This is a genomic window from Pseudomonas rustica, assembly GCF_049959085.1.
GTDB classification, from domain to species: domain Bacteria; phylum Pseudomonadota; class Gammaproteobacteria; order Pseudomonadales; family Pseudomonadaceae; genus Aquipseudomonas; species Aquipseudomonas rustica.
The window spans coordinates 6,289,434-6,304,389 of sequence record NZ_CP188200.1 but is presented as its reverse complement, the minus strand read 5'-3'; the positions used below and the strand labels follow the sequence as shown (position 1 = coordinate 6,304,389).

Below are 14,956 nucleotides of genomic sequence, written 5' to 3'. Positions count from 1 at the left end.
CGGCGGGGCCGGCAGAAAAGATTCAGGCGCGCCAACGCCAGCGGGCGTGTGCCTTGATGACTTGATCCAGAAGTTTGCTGGTGATCAACACGGGGAAGGTCTCGTTCATACGTTCCGGCACAGTAACTTAGCTGGGCGGAGCGTGCAATATGGCCGGGGCTTTGGGGGTTAAATCTATAAGAGGGTTCGCGACCGATGGCAAAAGGCCGGAAGTTTTTGGTACTGTCGTTTCGTTCACCTACAACAATAAATAAACGGACTTGCTCATGATCAAACAGACGTTGTTTGTACCGCTGGCTGGATGCTTGCTCGCACTGGCTTGCGCCCAGGCGAATGCCGCCCCCAATCCTTACTCGAATTTCGTGGTGTTTGGCGACAGTCTCAACGATGCCGGCACCTTCCGCGACACCGGCGGCCCGGCCGGCGCTACCCAGCGCTATACCAACCGTACCGGGCCAATCTATCTGGACGGCAGCGGCGAATCCCGTGATCTGAACTCCACGCAATTGCTCGGTGGCCGACTCGGCTTCACCCCGGATCAGACCGCCTCTTCCAGCTCGCAAGTGCGCGTCGAAAACGGTCAGGTCGACGGCAACAACTGGGCGGTCGGCGGTTATCGCACCGACCAGATTCTCGATTCGATCACCACACAATCCGCCACCGGTGAACGCACTCGCACCGGTTATCTGCCCTCGAACGGCTTCCGCGCTGACCCGAATGCGCTGTATTACATTTCCGGCGGCGGTAACGACTTCCTGCAGGGCCGCATCCTCAGCCTGCCGCAAGCCAACGCCGGCGCCGATCGACTGGCTGACAGCGTGCAAGCGTTGCAATCGGCCGGTGCCAAATACGTGATGGTCTGGCTGCTACCTGACGTTGGTCTGACCCCGGCCATCAACGGCACGCCGCTGCAAGCGTTCAGCAGCCAACTCGCCGCGCAATTCAACAGCCAGTTGGTCAGTCGTCTGCAAGGCATCAACGCGGAAATCATTCCGCTGAACATTCCTGTATTGCTGTCGGAAGTGTTCGCCGATCCGGGCCGTTTTGGTCTGGCCACTGATCAGAACCTCACCGCGACGTGCTTCAGCGGCAGCGGTTGCCCGGAAAACGCCCGTTACGGCATCAACAGTGCAACGCCGGATCCGACCAAGCTGATTTACAACGACGGCGTGCACCCGACCGAAGCCGGACAAAAACTGATCTCCGACTACGCCTATTCCCTGCTGGCCGCGCCGTGGGAACTGACACTGCTGCCGGAAATGGCCCACGCCACCGTGCGTGCGCATCAGGATGAACTGCGCAGCCAATGGCAGGCGGATTGGGAAAACTGGCAAGCGGTCGGCCAGTGGCGGGCGATTGTCTCCGCCGGCGGCCAGCATCTAGATGTCGACAGCCAAAGCAGCGGCGCCAGTGCCGACGGCAGCGGTTACAACCTCAATGTCGGGGGCAGCTATCGTCTGAATGACGCGTGGCGTGTCGGTGTGGCGGGTGGTTTCTACCGGCAGAACCTTGAGGCCGGGCATAACGATTCGGACTACAAACTCAACAGCTACATGGCCACCGCATTTGCCCAGTTCCAGCAGAATCGCTGGTGGGCTGACGCGGCGTTGACCGGCGGCAAACTCGACTACGACAACCTCAAGCGCAAGTTTGATCTGGGCGCCAGCGAAGGTGCGGAGAAGGGTGATACCGACGGCAGCCTCTGGGCGTTCAGCACGCGCATCGGTTATGACATTGCCCAGCCGGGTAGCGAATGGCATCTGTCGCCGTTCGTCAGCGCTGATTACGCCAGTGTCGATGTCGATGGTTATTCGGAGAAGAGCAACCGCGCTACAGCGCTGACCTTCGATGATCAGACCCGCGATTCGAAACGTCTGGGCGTTGGTATTCAGGGCAAGTACAACTTCACCCCGCAAACTCAGGTGTTTGGTGAGTATGCGCATGAGCGCGAGTACGAAGACGACGTGCAGAAGGTCAATATCGCGCTGAATACCTTGCCGGCGAATGACTTCAAACTTGAGGGCTATACGCCGCAGAGTCATTTGAACCGCTTGAGTTTGGGTGTTAGCCATAAGCTGACGGCGGATCTGGCGTTGCGTGGCGGGTATTCGTTCCGCAAGGATGATGACTTTACCCAGCAGGGTGTGAATGTTGGGGTGGTGTTGGATTTTTAAGCGGTAGAGCAAAAGATCGCAGCCTGCGGCAGCTCCTACAGGGGGTTGTTGCAGGGCATGAAAAAAGCGGCGCCCTCACAGGCGCCGCTTTTTTTATGACTGAACACAATCAAATGTAGGAGTGAGCCTGCTCGCGATTGCGGTGGTTCATTCAACACATCTGTTAAATGTTAATCCGCTATCGCGAGCAGGCTCACTCCTACAAGGGTTTTGCGTGGATCAGGTTTGCGGGGTTTGTTCGGCGAGGGCGACGGCGCGGAACATCGCGCGGCGTTTGTTCAGGGTTTCTTCCCATTCCAGGGCCGGCACCGAGTCGGCGACGATGCCGCCGCCGGCCTGCACGTGCAGTTCGCCGTTCTTGATCACTGCGGTGCGGATGGCGATCGCGGTGTCCATGTTGCCGTTCCAGGCGAAGTAACCGACCGCGCCACCGTAAACACCACGCTTGACCGGTTCCAGTTCGTCGATGATTTCCATCGCACGAATCTTCGGAGCGCCGGACAAGGTGCCCGCCGGCAGAATTGCCCGCAACGCGTCCATCGCCGTCAGCCCTTCTTTCAACTGGCCAGTGACGTTGGAAACGATGTGCATCACGTTGGAATAACGCTCGATAACCATTTTCTCGGTGAGTTTCACCGAACCGATTTCCGAAACGCGCCCCGTATCGTTACGGCCCAAATCGATGAGCATCAAGTGCTCGGCGATCTCTTTGTCGTCCGACAGCAGGTCTTCTTCCAGCGCCAGATCGGCTTCTTCGGTCGCGCCACGTGGGCGCGTGCCAGCAATCGGGCGCACGGTAATCAAATTGTCTTCGACGCGCACCAGCACTTCCGGCGAACTGCCGACCACATGGAAGTCGCCAAAGTTGAAGAAGTACATGTACGGCGTCGGGTTGAAGCAGCGCAGCGCGCGGTACAAATCAATCGGTGCAGCCTTGAAGTCGATCGACATGCGCTGCGACGGCACGACTTGCATGCAGTCACCGGCGAGGATGTATTCCTTGATGGTGTCGACGGCTTTTTCGTAATCGTCCTGGGTGAAACTCGAACGAAATACCGGATCAGCCGATTGCTGTTTGCTGAAGTCCAAACCACGGCGCGGCGTGATTGGCTGGCGCAATTGCTCCAGCAGTTCCTGCAAACGTGCTTGACCCTGTTCGAAAGCATCGGCCTCGGCAGGGTCGGCCAGCACGATTGCGTGCATCTTGCCGGCGAGGTTGTCGAACACCACGACGGCGTCGGACACCATCAGCAAAATGTCCGGTACGCCCAGTGGATCCGGGTTCGGGCACTTGCCCAGACGCTTCTCGACATAACGCACGCAGTCGTAACCGAAGTAACCGACCAGACCACCGTTGAAACGCGGCAGACCGGCAATGGTCGGCACGTTGTAACGCGCCTTGAAGGATTCGACGAAGGCCAGTGGATCTTCAACGTCGTGGCTTTCGGTCTCGACGCCATCAACAGTGATGCTGACGTGATGGTCGTGAACGCGCATGACCGTGCGGCACGGCAGGCCGATGATCGAGTAACGGCCCCATTTCTCGCCACCCTGCACCGATTCGAGCAGGTAGGAGTTGGGCTGGTCGGCCAGTTTCAGGTAGATCGACAGCGGCGTGTCGAAGTCGGCCAGGGTTTCGCAGGCCAACGGAATGCGGTTGTAGCCGTCAGCGGCCAAGCGCAGGAATTCTTCGCGGATCATAAGGTGCCTCGTGGTGTGAGGTGCTATCAGTCAGGTATGCAAACGCGCCGGCAGGCCGGCCAGAAAAAAGTCAGGCGCGCCAACGCCAGCGGGCCAGGGCCTTGATGACTTTCATCCAGAGTTTGCGAGTGACCACCACGATGGCGTTTCCAGAATGGGATTGAGAAGCGTCGGGCAACGTTATCTCAGCGGCCGAACCGAGGCAACCGGGAATTAGCTTGCGCAGATCGTCGATCACCAGCGCCGGCGATTCTTCGGCAATCGGTCGGCCATGGTTGTAGCCGTAACTCAGCGCCACGCACTTGACCCCCGCCGCTTTCGCCGCCAGCACATCGCTGCGCGAATCGCCGACGAACAACGATTGCGAGGCCGGGATGTTGGCCATTTTCATCACGAAAAACAGCGCCGCCGGGTCAGGCTTCTTCTGCGGCAAGGTATCGCCGCCGATGATCCACTTGAAGTAGCGGCCAATCTTCATCTGATCCAGCAACGGCGCGACAAAGCGCTCGGGCTTGTTGGTGATCAGCGCCATGGCCACGCCTTGCTTGTGCAGCCACTTGAGGGTGTCGCGCACGCCGGGATAGACCACGGTCAGCTCATGGCTGGCGCCGTAAGCCTCCATGAACACTTCCAGCGCATGCTCGGCCTCGACGTCATCCACCGCCGAATGATCGATGCCACCGGCCAAAGCACGGCGCACCAGAACCGGCGCGCCGTTGCCAACCCACTCGCGCACCGCTTCGATGCCGGCAGGCTGGCGGCCGAGGGAGAGCAGCATGGTGTCCACCGCCGCTGCCAGGTCTGGAACCGAGTCGATCAGCGTGCCATCCAGATCGAACATCACCAGCCGTGGCAGTTTTCCCGGGAACAGCTGCTCAAATCCGCTCATGGGCGCGCCAGCGCCAGTTCGGAACGCATCTTGTCGATGACTTCCTGATAGTTCGGCGCGTTGAAGATTGCCGAGCCGGCGACAAAAGTGTCAGCGCCAGCGGCAGCGATTTCGCGGATGTTGTTGACGTTGACGCCGCCGTCGATTTCCAGACGGATGTCACGGCCCGAAGCATCGATGATCGCCCGCGCTTCACGCAATTTGTCGAGGGTGCCGGGAATGAATTTCTGCCCGCCGAAGCCTGGGTTGACGCTCATCAGCAAGACCATGTCGACCTTGTCGATCACGTACTTGAGCACGTCCAGCGGGGTTGCCGGATTGAACACCAGACCGGATTTGCAGCCGCCTTCACGGATCAGCTGCAGCGAGCGATCAACGTGCAGCGTGGCTTCCGGGTGAAAGGTGATGTAGGTCGCGCCGGCTTCGATGAAGTCGCCAACGATGCGATCCACCGGGCTGACCATCAGGTGCGCGTCGATCGGCGCGGTGACGCCGTACTTGCGCAACGCCGCGCAAACCATCGGGCCGATGGTCAGGTTGGGTACGTAGTGGTTGTCCATGACGTCGAAGTGGACGAAGTCGGCGCCAGCGGCGAGAACATTGTCCACTTCCTCGCCGAGGCGGGCGAAGTCGGCGGAGAGAATCGACGGAGCAATTACGAAGGGCTGCATGACGCACCTTTTCTGAGCTAAATCACGATGGCGCGCATTGTATACCTCAAGTTTCCAAGCGCGCACCGTGACCGCGATGATCAGTACGCCGCTCGGTAAATCTTCTCGATATCGACGGCGCTGAGTTTGCGCGGGTTATTGCGCATCAAGCGCTCGATGCCCGCGGCTTCTGCGGCCATAGCCGGGATCGCCTCTTCGGGGACGCCGAAACTGCGCAGGCCGGCAGGAATTTCCACTGCCGCGCACAGATCGGTCATCGCCTGCACGGCTTTGTCCGCCGCCTCGGCTGCACTCAGATGAGCGGTCTTCACGCCCATGGCTTCGGCAATATCCTGCATGCGTTCGACGCAGGCCATCTTGTTCCAGGTCATGACATACGGCAGCAGCAAGGCATTGCTGACGCCATGGGCAATGTTGAATCGCCCGCCCAGCGGATACGCCAGCGCATGCACCGCGCCGACCCCGGCATTGCCAAACGCCATGCCGGCCATCAGGCTGGCGGTGGCCATGTCTTCGCGGGCTTGCAGATTGGCGCCGTTGGCGTAGGCCTTGGGCAGGGCTTTGGCGATCAGCTTGATCGCGCCGATCGCCAGTGAGTCGGTGATCGGCGAGGCGTTGACCGACAGATAGGATTCGATGGCGTGCACCAATGCGTCGACGCCACTGGCGGCGGTGACGCTGCGTGGGCAGGTCAGGGTCATCTGCGGGCTGACCAATGCGACGTCCGGCAAAAGATAGTCGCTGACGATGCCTTTCTTCAGTTGTGCGACTTTGTCGGAAAGGATGGCGACGTTGGTCACTTCGGAGCCGGTGCCGGCGGTGGTCGGGATGGCGATCAGCGGCGGGCCTTTGCGCGGCACCTGATCGACGCCGAACAGATCTTCCAGCGCGCCGTGGTAACCGGCGTACGCGGCGACGCTTTTGGCGATGTCGATGGCACTGCCGCCACCGAGGCCGATCAAGCCGTCATGCCCGCCCTCGCGGTAAACGCGCATGCAATCTTCGACGATGGCGATTTCCGGGTCTGGCAGCACGCGGTCGAAAATCTCGTACTCGCGCCCGCCCAATTGGCACAGCGCCAGCTCGACGGTGCCGGATTTGACCAGCGCAGCGTCGGTGACGATCAGCGGGTTGTCGATGTCGAGGCGCGTGAGTTCGGCGGCCAGTTGCTCGATGGCGGCGGCGCCGGTGATCAGTTTGTGAGCGATTTTGAACTGGGACAGACTCATCGTGCGCAGCCTCTTATAGATGTGGGAGCTGGGCACAAGATTAGCTGGGGATTTGGGGTTGTCTGCTATTCAGGTGATGAATGACACATCGAGCGCAAGATCAAGAGCCCCTCACCCTAGCCCTCTCCCAGAGGGAGAGGGGACTGACCGAGGAGGATGAAGGAGATACACCGACTTGCGATATCGAGTCGAACTCAGGCTTTGAAAACCATGAAGATCTGCTCCCTTTCCCCCTCGCCCCCTTGGGGGAGAGGGCTGGGGTGAGGGGGTAAGCTCTTGATCTGGCCCTTAAACCTGAGCAGTACGCAGTTTTTCGCTGCGGCCGCGTAGCCATTCCAAGGTCAGCAGCAGGATGACCGAGAAGGCAATCAGCAACGTCGCAGCAGCGGCAATCGTCGGGCTGAGGTTCTCGCGAATCCCGCTAAACATCTGCCGAGGCAACGTCGCCTGCTCAGGCCCGGCGAGAAACAACGTCACCACCACTTCATCAAACGAAGTCGCAAAGGCAAACAGCGCCCCGGAAATTACCCCCGGCGCAATCAGCGGCAACGTCACACGACGAAACGCGGTCAGCGGTGATGCACCGAGACTCGCCGCCGCCCGCACCAGATTGTGGTTAAACCCCTGCAACGTCGCCGACACCGTGATGATCACAAACGGCACGCCCAGCACCGCATGCACGACGATCAGCGAGAAAAAGCTGTTACCCAACCCCAACGGCGCAAAAAACAGATAACTCGCCACACCAATGATCACCACCGGCACCACCATCGGCGAAATCACCAGCGCCATCACCAGCGCTTTACCGGGGAAGTCACCGCGAGTCAGGCCAATCGCCGCCAGCGTACCGAAGATCATCGCCAGCACCGTCGCCGCCGGGGCGACGATGATGCTGTTCTTCAGTGCGCGCATCCATTCCGCCGAGGCGAAGAAGTCGTGGTACCACTGCAGCGAGAAGCCTTGCAGCGGATAGACCAGAAAACTCCCCGAGTTGAACGACAGCGGAATAATCACCAGCACCGGCAGAATCAGGAACAACAGAATCAGGCCGCAGAGGATCCGCAGGCTGTAGAACCACACCCGTTCAATGGGCGACATGTAAGGACTCAGCATCTCGAATTCCCCTTAGCTCAGGCGCAGGCGACTGGCGCCGACCAGCCAGCTATAAATCAGATAAAGCACCACGGTCGCCAGCAGCAACAACCCGCCGAGTGCGGTGGCCATGCCCCAGTTGATGCTGGTGTTGGTGTAGAAGGCGACGAAGTAGCTGACCATTTGATCGTTCGGGCTGCCGAGCAGCGCCGGGGTGATGTAGTAGCCGATGGCGAGGATGAACACCAACAGGCAACCGGCGCCGACACCGGCGTAGGTCTGCGGGAAGTACACCCGCCAGAAACTGGCGAACGGGTGGCAACCGAGAGAAATCGCCGCACGCATGTAGGTCGGCGAGATGCCTTTCATCACGCTGTAGATCGGCAGGATCATGAACGGCAGCAGGATGTGCACCATCGAGATGTACACGCCGGTGCGGTTGAACACCAGTTCCAGCGGTTTATCGATGATGCCCATGGCCATCAGGCCGCTGTTGATCAGACCTCCCGATTGCAGGAGCACGATCCATGCGGCGACGCGCACCAGAATCGACGTCCAGAACGGCAGCAGCACCAGAATCATCAGCAGGTTGCTCTGCCGCGATGGCAGGTTCGCCAGCAGGTACGCCAATGGATAAGCGAGCAGCAGGCAGATCACGGTGATGACCAGGCCCATCCAGAACGTGCGGGCGAAGATGTCGAGGTAGATCGCTTGATCCGGGGTGGCCGGGGCGATTTCGCCGAGGTCGTCGATGCGGTGGTCGACCGCTGCCAGCAGGTAATACGGAGTGATGCTGCTGGTGTTACGTTTAACCGCTTGCCAGTAGGCCGGGTCGCCCCAACGTTCGTCGAGTGCTTCCAGCGCTTCTTTATAAGAGGCCGGTTCGCTGGCGAAGGGTAGCGCCCGGGCGGTTTTGGTCAGCAGGCTGCGGTAGCCGGCCAACTCCATGTTCAAGCGCTTGGACAGATCGCCCAGCGTCTGGTTTTTGCGTGCTTCGGCGAGGTCTTCGCCGGCGGCCTTGTAGACCGGTTCAGCGGGCAGGCCGCGGCCGTCCCAACTGGCGATGGCCGCCACGGTGCGCGGCATGCCGCCGACCACTTCGGGGTTGCCGACGCTTTTGTAGAGCAGCGCCACGATCGGCACCAGAAACACCAACAACAGAAACAGCACCAACGGCGCGATCAGCGCTTGAGCCTTCCAGCGGTTGACCCGCTCGGCGCGCTTGAGCTTCTGCTTCAAGGTGGGGCTGTTGCCCTCGTTCAGGGGAACGGCGATGGCCATGACGTACTCCGCAAATCTTTGATCGTTACAGAGGTGGCGAACCACCTCGAACTTTAGCTACTGATCGTTCCCACGCTCTGCGTGGGCACGCATCCAGTGACGCTCTGCGTCACACGAGGACGCGGAGCGTCCCGGGCGGCATTCCCACGCAGAGCGTGGGAACGATCATCTGGTACACCGTCGGCCCGTGTGACGTGCTTATTTCGCAGCCCAGGAGTTGAAGCGCTGCTCGAGTTGCTCGCCGTTGTCAGCCCAGAAGCTGACGTCGATCTGCACCTGGTTGGCGATGTTTTCCGGGGTGGTCGGCATGTCTTTCAGGACATCCTTGGCCAGCAGCGGCACGGCTTGGGTGTTGGCCGGGCCGTAGGCGATGTTTTCCGAGTAGGTCTTCTGCTGCTGCGGCTGCACCGAGTAGGCGATGAATTTCTTCGCCGCTTCCGCACGCTTGGCGTCGAGACCTTTGGGGATCGCCCAGGCGTCGAAGTCGTAGATACCGCCGTTCCACACCACTTTCAGGTTGGATTCTTTTTGCACGGCAGCGATGCGCCCGTTGTAAGCCGAGCTCATCACCACGTCACCGGAAGCGAGGTATTGCGGCGGTTGCGCGCCGGCTTCCCACCACTGGATGCTCGGTTTCAGCTCATCGAGTTTCTTGAATGCACGATCCTGACCGTCCTTGCTCGCCAGCACTTTGTAGACGTCTTTCGGCGCCACGCCATCGGCCATCAAGGCGAATTCGAGGGTGTACTTGGCACCTTTACGCAGGCCACGTTTGCCCGGGAATTGCTTGGTGTCCCAGAAATCCGCCCAACTGGTCGGCGCGGTTTTCAGTTTGTCGGCGTTGTAAGCCAGCACGGTCGACCACACAAAGAAACCTACGCCGCACGGCTGAATCGCGCCTTTGACGTAGTCTTCGGATTTGCCGAACAGCGCCGGATCGAGTTGTTCGAACATGTCTTCGTCGCAGCCACGGGACAGTTCTGGCGATTCAACTTCGACCAAGTCCCACGACACGCTCTTGGTGTCGACCATGGCTTTGACCTTGGCCATTTCGCCGTTGTATTCGCCAGCGACGATCTTGCCGTTGCCCGCCGCTTCCCACGGTGCATAGAAGGCTTTGACTTGCGCCGCCTTGTTCGCCCCGCCAAACGACACCACGGTCAAATCCGGGCCAGCGGCCATTGCGCTGGCCGCACCCATCAGGCCCAGGGTCAGGGCGGTGAACTTCAGGGATCTCAACATTTATTGTTCTCTCCACGTGCAGGGTTGGTGTTGGTATTGCCGGGGCGATTAATGCGCCTCTAGAAGTGGATCAAGCGCGCGAACGTGCTCGACCTGCCAGCCAAGCGGTACCACGTCGCCGACGGCGAGCGCGGGATCGAGCTCGGCAATCGGTTGTTTCACGAAGAAGTCGGTCTTGCCGCAGACTTCCAGGCGCACCCGGACGTGGTCGCCCAGATAGATGAATTCCGCCACCCTCCCTGAGAAGCGGTTAACGCATTGATCGCTCGACCCGTTGAGGCTGACGCGCTCCGGACGGATCGACAGGGTCACCGGTTCGCCGGTCTTGCCGACATTGACCGCCAGCGCCTCGACCTTTTCGCCACGGCCCAACTCGACCACGCAACGCTCGCCGGTCTGGCTGAGCAGGCGGCCGTTGAGGCGGTTGTTCTCGCCGATGAAATTGGCGACGAAGGTGTTTTTCGGTTCTTCGTAGAGGCTGCGCGGCGGAGCAATCTGCTGGATTTCGCCCTGATGAAAGACCGCGACGCGGTCAGACATGGTCAGCGCTTCACCCTGATCGTGGGTCACGTAGACCACGGTCACGCCGAGGCGCTGGTGCAGGTGTTTGATTTCCATCTGCATGTGTTCGCGCAATTGTTTGTCTAGGGCGCCGAGAGGTTCGTCCATCAACACCAGTTGCGGTTCGAACACCAGCGCGCGGGCCAATGCCACACGTTGTTGCTGACCACCGGACAACTGCGCCGGGTAGCGCGAGGCGAATGCGTCAAGCTGCACCATGCTCAGGACTTTCTTGACCTTGTCGTTGACGTCGCTCTTGTTCAAGCCACGCACGGTCAGCGGGAACGCGAGGTTTTCAGCGACGGTCATGTGCGGGAACAGCGCGTAATTCTGAAAGACCATGCCGATGTCGCGCTTATGCGGCGGCACGTTATTGATCGAGCGCCCGGCCAGCAGAATCTCGCCGGCAGTCGGCGTTTCGAAACCGGCGAGCATCATCAGGCTGGTGGTTTTTCCGGAACCGGACGGCCCGAGCAGGGTGAGAAATTCGCCTTTGCGAATGTCCAGGTTGAGGTCTTTGACGATCAGGTTCTCGCCGTCGTAGCTCTTCTGCACTCCACGAAAGCTGACCAGCACATCACTGGCCCCTGCGTTTGAATCGACCTGGCTCATACCCACACCTTTGTTGTTGATGACTGCTTGTGGATTAAGCCTAGTGGTTGCTGACAGGCACGCAAATCGGGGCGCAGGAGAGAATCGCCTCAGCCGGATGGAAGGTTGGGGGTAGGGATTGCCCTACACGGATGGCGCTAACGGATAAGGCAGTGGCGAGTGACAAGCGGCGAGCCGCAAGAACAAGCAAAAGCCCCTGTCGCTCACAGATATGCCAACACGGTCTACTGTAGGAGCTGCCGAAGGCTGCGATCTTTTGACTTTATAAACAGCAGGATCAAAAGATCGCAGCCTTCGGCAGCTCCTACAGGGGGCGGGTTCAGAGGAGTTTGTGTTCCATCGCGTATTTGACCAGTTCGGCCAGCGAGGTGATGTTGAGCTTCTGCATCAGCCGCGCCTTGTGGGTGCTGATGGTTTTGCTGCTCAGCGCCAGTTGCTGGGCGATGTCGTTGACATTGGCGCCTTGGGCCAGGCGCTCGAACACTGAAAACTCACGCTCGGACAGCAGCGAATGCAGCGGCCGCGCATCGGTCAGGCCGACTTCGAAAACCATCCGATCCGCCAGATCCGGGTCGATATAACGCCCACCCGCCGCGACCTTGCGGATCGCCGTGAGCAACAGCGCCGGATCGCTGTCCTTGGTCGCATAACCGGCCGCGCCGACCTTCAACGCGCGAGCAGCCATCTGCGCTTCGTCGTGCATCGACAGCACCAGAATCGCCGGCGGATTGTTCAGTGCGCGGATGCGCGGGATCGCTTCGAGGCCGTTGACTCCAGGCATGGAGATGTCGAGCAGCACCACTTCGCACGGCACATGGCGCAGGGTTTCGAGCAGTTGTTCGCCATTACTCGCCTCGCCCACCACTTGCAGATCCTTGGCCAGGCCGATCAATTGCTTGATGCCCTCACGGACGATGGTGTGGTCTTCGGCTACCAGTACACGGATCACTTGCACTCTCCTCGGTTGTTGTTTTTTAAGGGCAAAAGATCGCAGCCTGCGGCAGCTCCTACATTGATCGCACTCCCCTGTAGGAGCTGCCGAAGGCTGCGATCTTCTAGCGATCCAAAGGCACCCAAACATTCAGGCTAGTACCCTCCCCCGGCTCACTCTCCAGCACCAACCGCCCACCCATGATCAGCACCCGCTCGCGCATGCCGACCAAACCAAACGAAGTCGGCCTACCCGTAGCGGCGACAAATCCTACGCCATCATCGGCAACCGTCAGGCACAACTCATCGCCCTCCAGCGCCAGCGTCAGTTCCACAGTATGCGCCTGAGCATGACGCATCACGTTGGTCAGCGCTTCCTGCAAAATCCGGAACAACCCGATCGCCTTGGCATCACTCAGCGCCGGCAGATTCTCCGGCACCTGCACCAGACAGGGAATCTGCGTCCGCGCTTCAAATCGCCGCGCCTGCCATTCGATCGCTGACGCGATCCCGGCATCCAGAATCGGTGGCCGCAGCGCCGTCGCCACATCGCGCACCAACTGGAATAACTGGGCGATCAGGCGCTTCATGCTGTTGAGCCGTTCGTTCAAACCGGGGTCGAGTTGCGCGTAGGCCAATTCGCACATCGATGTCTCCAGTTTCAGCACCGTGAGCATCTGCCCCAATTCATCGTGCACCTCACGGGCGATGCGCGCCTTCTCTTCTTCGCGCACGCTTTCAAGGTGCGCCGACAGTTCGCGCAGCTGTTCACGAGAATCGGCCAGTTCCAGTTCAATGCGTTTGCTCTCGGTGATGTCCCAGACGATGCCGTCCCAGACGTACGCGCCATCCTCCAGTTGCCGGGTGATCGCCTTGATTTCGGCCCAGCGCTGCTGGCCCTGTCGCGTGACAATTCTGCCCTGCCACGACCAGTCGCTGTCGGTGTCCAGCGCTTGATCCTGGGTGCGGTGATAACTGGCCTTGTCGTCCGGGTGCACCAGACTGCGCAGGCCCATGTCGCGATGGGCGATGGCGGCCGGCGCGTAGCCCACCAGACTTTCGCTACCCTCGCTGATGTAGGCAAAGTCGATCTGCCCGGTCACCGGCGCGCGCTCCAGCCGGAACACCAATCCCGGCACGTTGGCGGCGATGCCTTGCAGCCGCGCCTCACTTTCCTGCAACGCGGCCAGTGCGCGACGACGGTCGGTGACGTCGGTGAGGTAGACCACCAGGTATTCACTGTCGCGAAAACGCAGAAAACTCAGCGACACATCCGCTGGCAAAATACTGCCGTCGGCACGCACGCAACTGGTTTCAAAACTCAACGGCCCTTCTTCGCTGGCTCGCGCACGCTTCCAGAGATTGAGCCAGCGATCCATGTGCAGCCCCGGTTCGAAGTCGATCAACGGCCGCTCGATCAACCCGCCCGAGGGATAACCGAGCATGTTTTCCGCCGCGCGATTGGCGTAGCGCACATGGCTGTCCCAGTTGACCCAGAGGATGCCGACGGTGCTTTGATCGATGGAAAACTGCGTCAGCCGCAGCGCTTCTTCGCTGGCGGCGCGCAAGGCTATGTCTTCCCGGGCGGCGAGCAAACGTTGTTCGAGACTGTGCTGCTGGCGCCGTTGCCAGAACACGATGGCCACGCAACTGAGCAACATCACCGCAAACAACAGCGCGAGGTTTTGCCAGAAGCCCGGCGACTCCGACAATCGCGGGTATTTCGGTTGCAGCCATTGATTGTGCAAGCGCTCCAGATCTTTCGCCGGGATCGCGCGCAAGGCGCTTTGGACGATACCAGCCAGTTCCGGCCAATCCCGTCGCGAAGCAACCCGCAACAATTGCGGCAGACCGATATCGCCAACCACCACCAGCTCGGCAAATTCCGGCTCTACCGACAGTCGCCCCAGTTGCGCTTCATCGACCACCGCGTAGGACGCCTGCTGACTCAACAGCAACTGCAACGCCTGACGTTCCAGCGGCACGCCTTGCAGATTGAGATGGGGATAGTTGCCGCGCAGGTAGTCGGCGGTCGCGCTGGGCATGCGCACGGCGACGCGGGTCTGGCTGTCGAGTTTTTCCAGATCGATCGTGCCGCTGGCTTTCTGATCGCTGACCACCAGTTGCGGCACGCGCATGTACGGATCGGAAAACTGCCAAAGACGCAGCGCGCTCGGGGTTTGCATCAGGCCCGGGGCGATGTCGATTTCACCGTCGCGCACCGCCGCTTCCAGTTGCGCGAGGTCTTGAAAATTGCGCCAGCTCAGTTCGACATTGAGCACCTTGGCCAGCGACTTCATCAGTTCGACGTTGGCCCCGGACAGCTTTTGCAGACGCCGGTCGTATTGCGCAAACGGCGCCTGCAACACCAGACCGACGCGCAGCTCTTTGTGTTGCGCCAGCCACTGTTGCTGGCTCGCCGTCAATTGCGCAGCGTGCGCCGACGGCTCAGGCACCGCCCAGGCAATCAAGGGAAAGCACAACCAGCCGATAAACCAGAGGCAGCAAAATCGCTTCATTGAAGTCTCATACACTGACAAATTCTGACCAACCCATTAGGCTGCCGGGATACAT

Annotated in this window: 11 protein-coding genes; 1 reads left to right on the top strand and 10 read right to left on the bottom strand. The window is 60.2% G+C overall.

The genetic code is table 11. The features are described from left to right. The first annotated feature begins 266 nt into the window (after positions 1–266). Entirely contained in the window at positions 267–2,174 is a 1,908-nt protein-coding gene (gene estP / locus ACP3TY_RS28580) for an esterase EstP (protein ID WP_400755087.1), read from the top strand. Between the two features lie 219 nt (positions 2,175–2,393). Here the strand turns inward: estP and trpE are convergent, their stop codons facing one another. The 10 genes from trpE to ACP3TY_RS28530 form a co-directional block, all read right to left on the bottom strand. Beyond that, positions 2,394–3,875, bottom strand: coding sequence for an anthranilate synthase component I (trpE, locus tag ACP3TY_RS28575; protein ID WP_426619020.1), 1,482 nt, complete (start codon positions 3,873–3,875; stop codon positions 2,394–2,396). Positions 3,876–3,945: 70 nt separating this feature from the next. Beyond that, positions 3,946–4,764 (bottom strand): phosphoglycolate phosphatase, encoded by an 819-nt coding sequence (locus ACP3TY_RS28570; protein WP_053124372.1) that lies wholly within the window; start codon positions 4,762–4,764, stop codon positions 3,946–3,948. Next, positions 4,761–5,435: a ribulose-phosphate 3-epimerase gene (gene rpe / locus ACP3TY_RS28565; protein ID WP_007918813.1), complete on the bottom strand. Its 675-nt coding sequence runs from the start codon at positions 5,433–5,435 to the stop codon at positions 4,761–4,763. The genes ACP3TY_RS28570 and rpe overlap by 4 nt, the downstream gene beginning before the upstream one ends. A gap of 80 nt (positions 5,436–5,515) precedes the next feature. Further along, positions 5,516–6,664, bottom strand: coding sequence for an iron-containing alcohol dehydrogenase (locus ACP3TY_RS28560; RefSeq protein ID WP_053124374.1), 1,149 nt, complete (start codon positions 6,662–6,664; stop codon positions 5,516–5,518). A gap of 288 nt (positions 6,665–6,952) precedes the next feature. Then, positions 6,953–7,777 carry an ABC transporter permease gene (locus ACP3TY_RS28555; protein ID WP_008084123.1) on the bottom strand — a complete coding sequence of 275 codons (825 nt, stop codon included), beginning with the start codon at positions 7,775–7,777 and terminating at the stop codon, positions 6,953–6,955. A gap of 12 nt (positions 7,778–7,789) precedes the next feature. Beyond that, complete coding sequence (locus ACP3TY_RS28550) at positions 7,790–9,037, bottom strand: ABC transporter permease (RefSeq protein WP_122604300.1); 1,248 nt, start codon at positions 9,035–9,037, stop codon at positions 7,790–7,792. A 198-nt stretch (positions 9,038–9,235) separates the two neighbouring features. Continuing rightward, positions 9,236–10,279, bottom strand: a complete 1,044-nt coding sequence (locus ACP3TY_RS28545) for an ABC transporter substrate-binding protein (protein ID WP_159814844.1) — start codon at positions 10,277–10,279, stop codon at positions 9,236–9,238. A gap of 48 nt (positions 10,280–10,327) precedes the next feature. Continuing rightward, positions 10,328–11,452 (bottom strand): ABC transporter ATP-binding protein, encoded by a 1,125-nt coding sequence (locus ACP3TY_RS28540; protein ID WP_426619019.1) that lies wholly within the window; start codon positions 11,450–11,452, stop codon positions 10,328–10,330. A 319-nt stretch (positions 11,453–11,771) separates the two neighbouring features. Then, entirely contained in the window at positions 11,772–12,401 is a 630-nt protein-coding gene (locus tag ACP3TY_RS28535; RefSeq protein ID WP_008085218.1) for a response regulator, read from the bottom strand. A gap of 106 nt (positions 12,402–12,507) precedes the next feature. Next, positions 12,508–14,901, bottom strand: a complete 2,394-nt coding sequence (locus tag ACP3TY_RS28530) for a PAS domain-containing sensor histidine kinase (protein WP_426619018.1) — start codon at positions 14,899–14,901, stop codon at positions 12,508–12,510. Between the last annotated feature and the right edge of the window lie 55 nt (positions 14,902–14,956).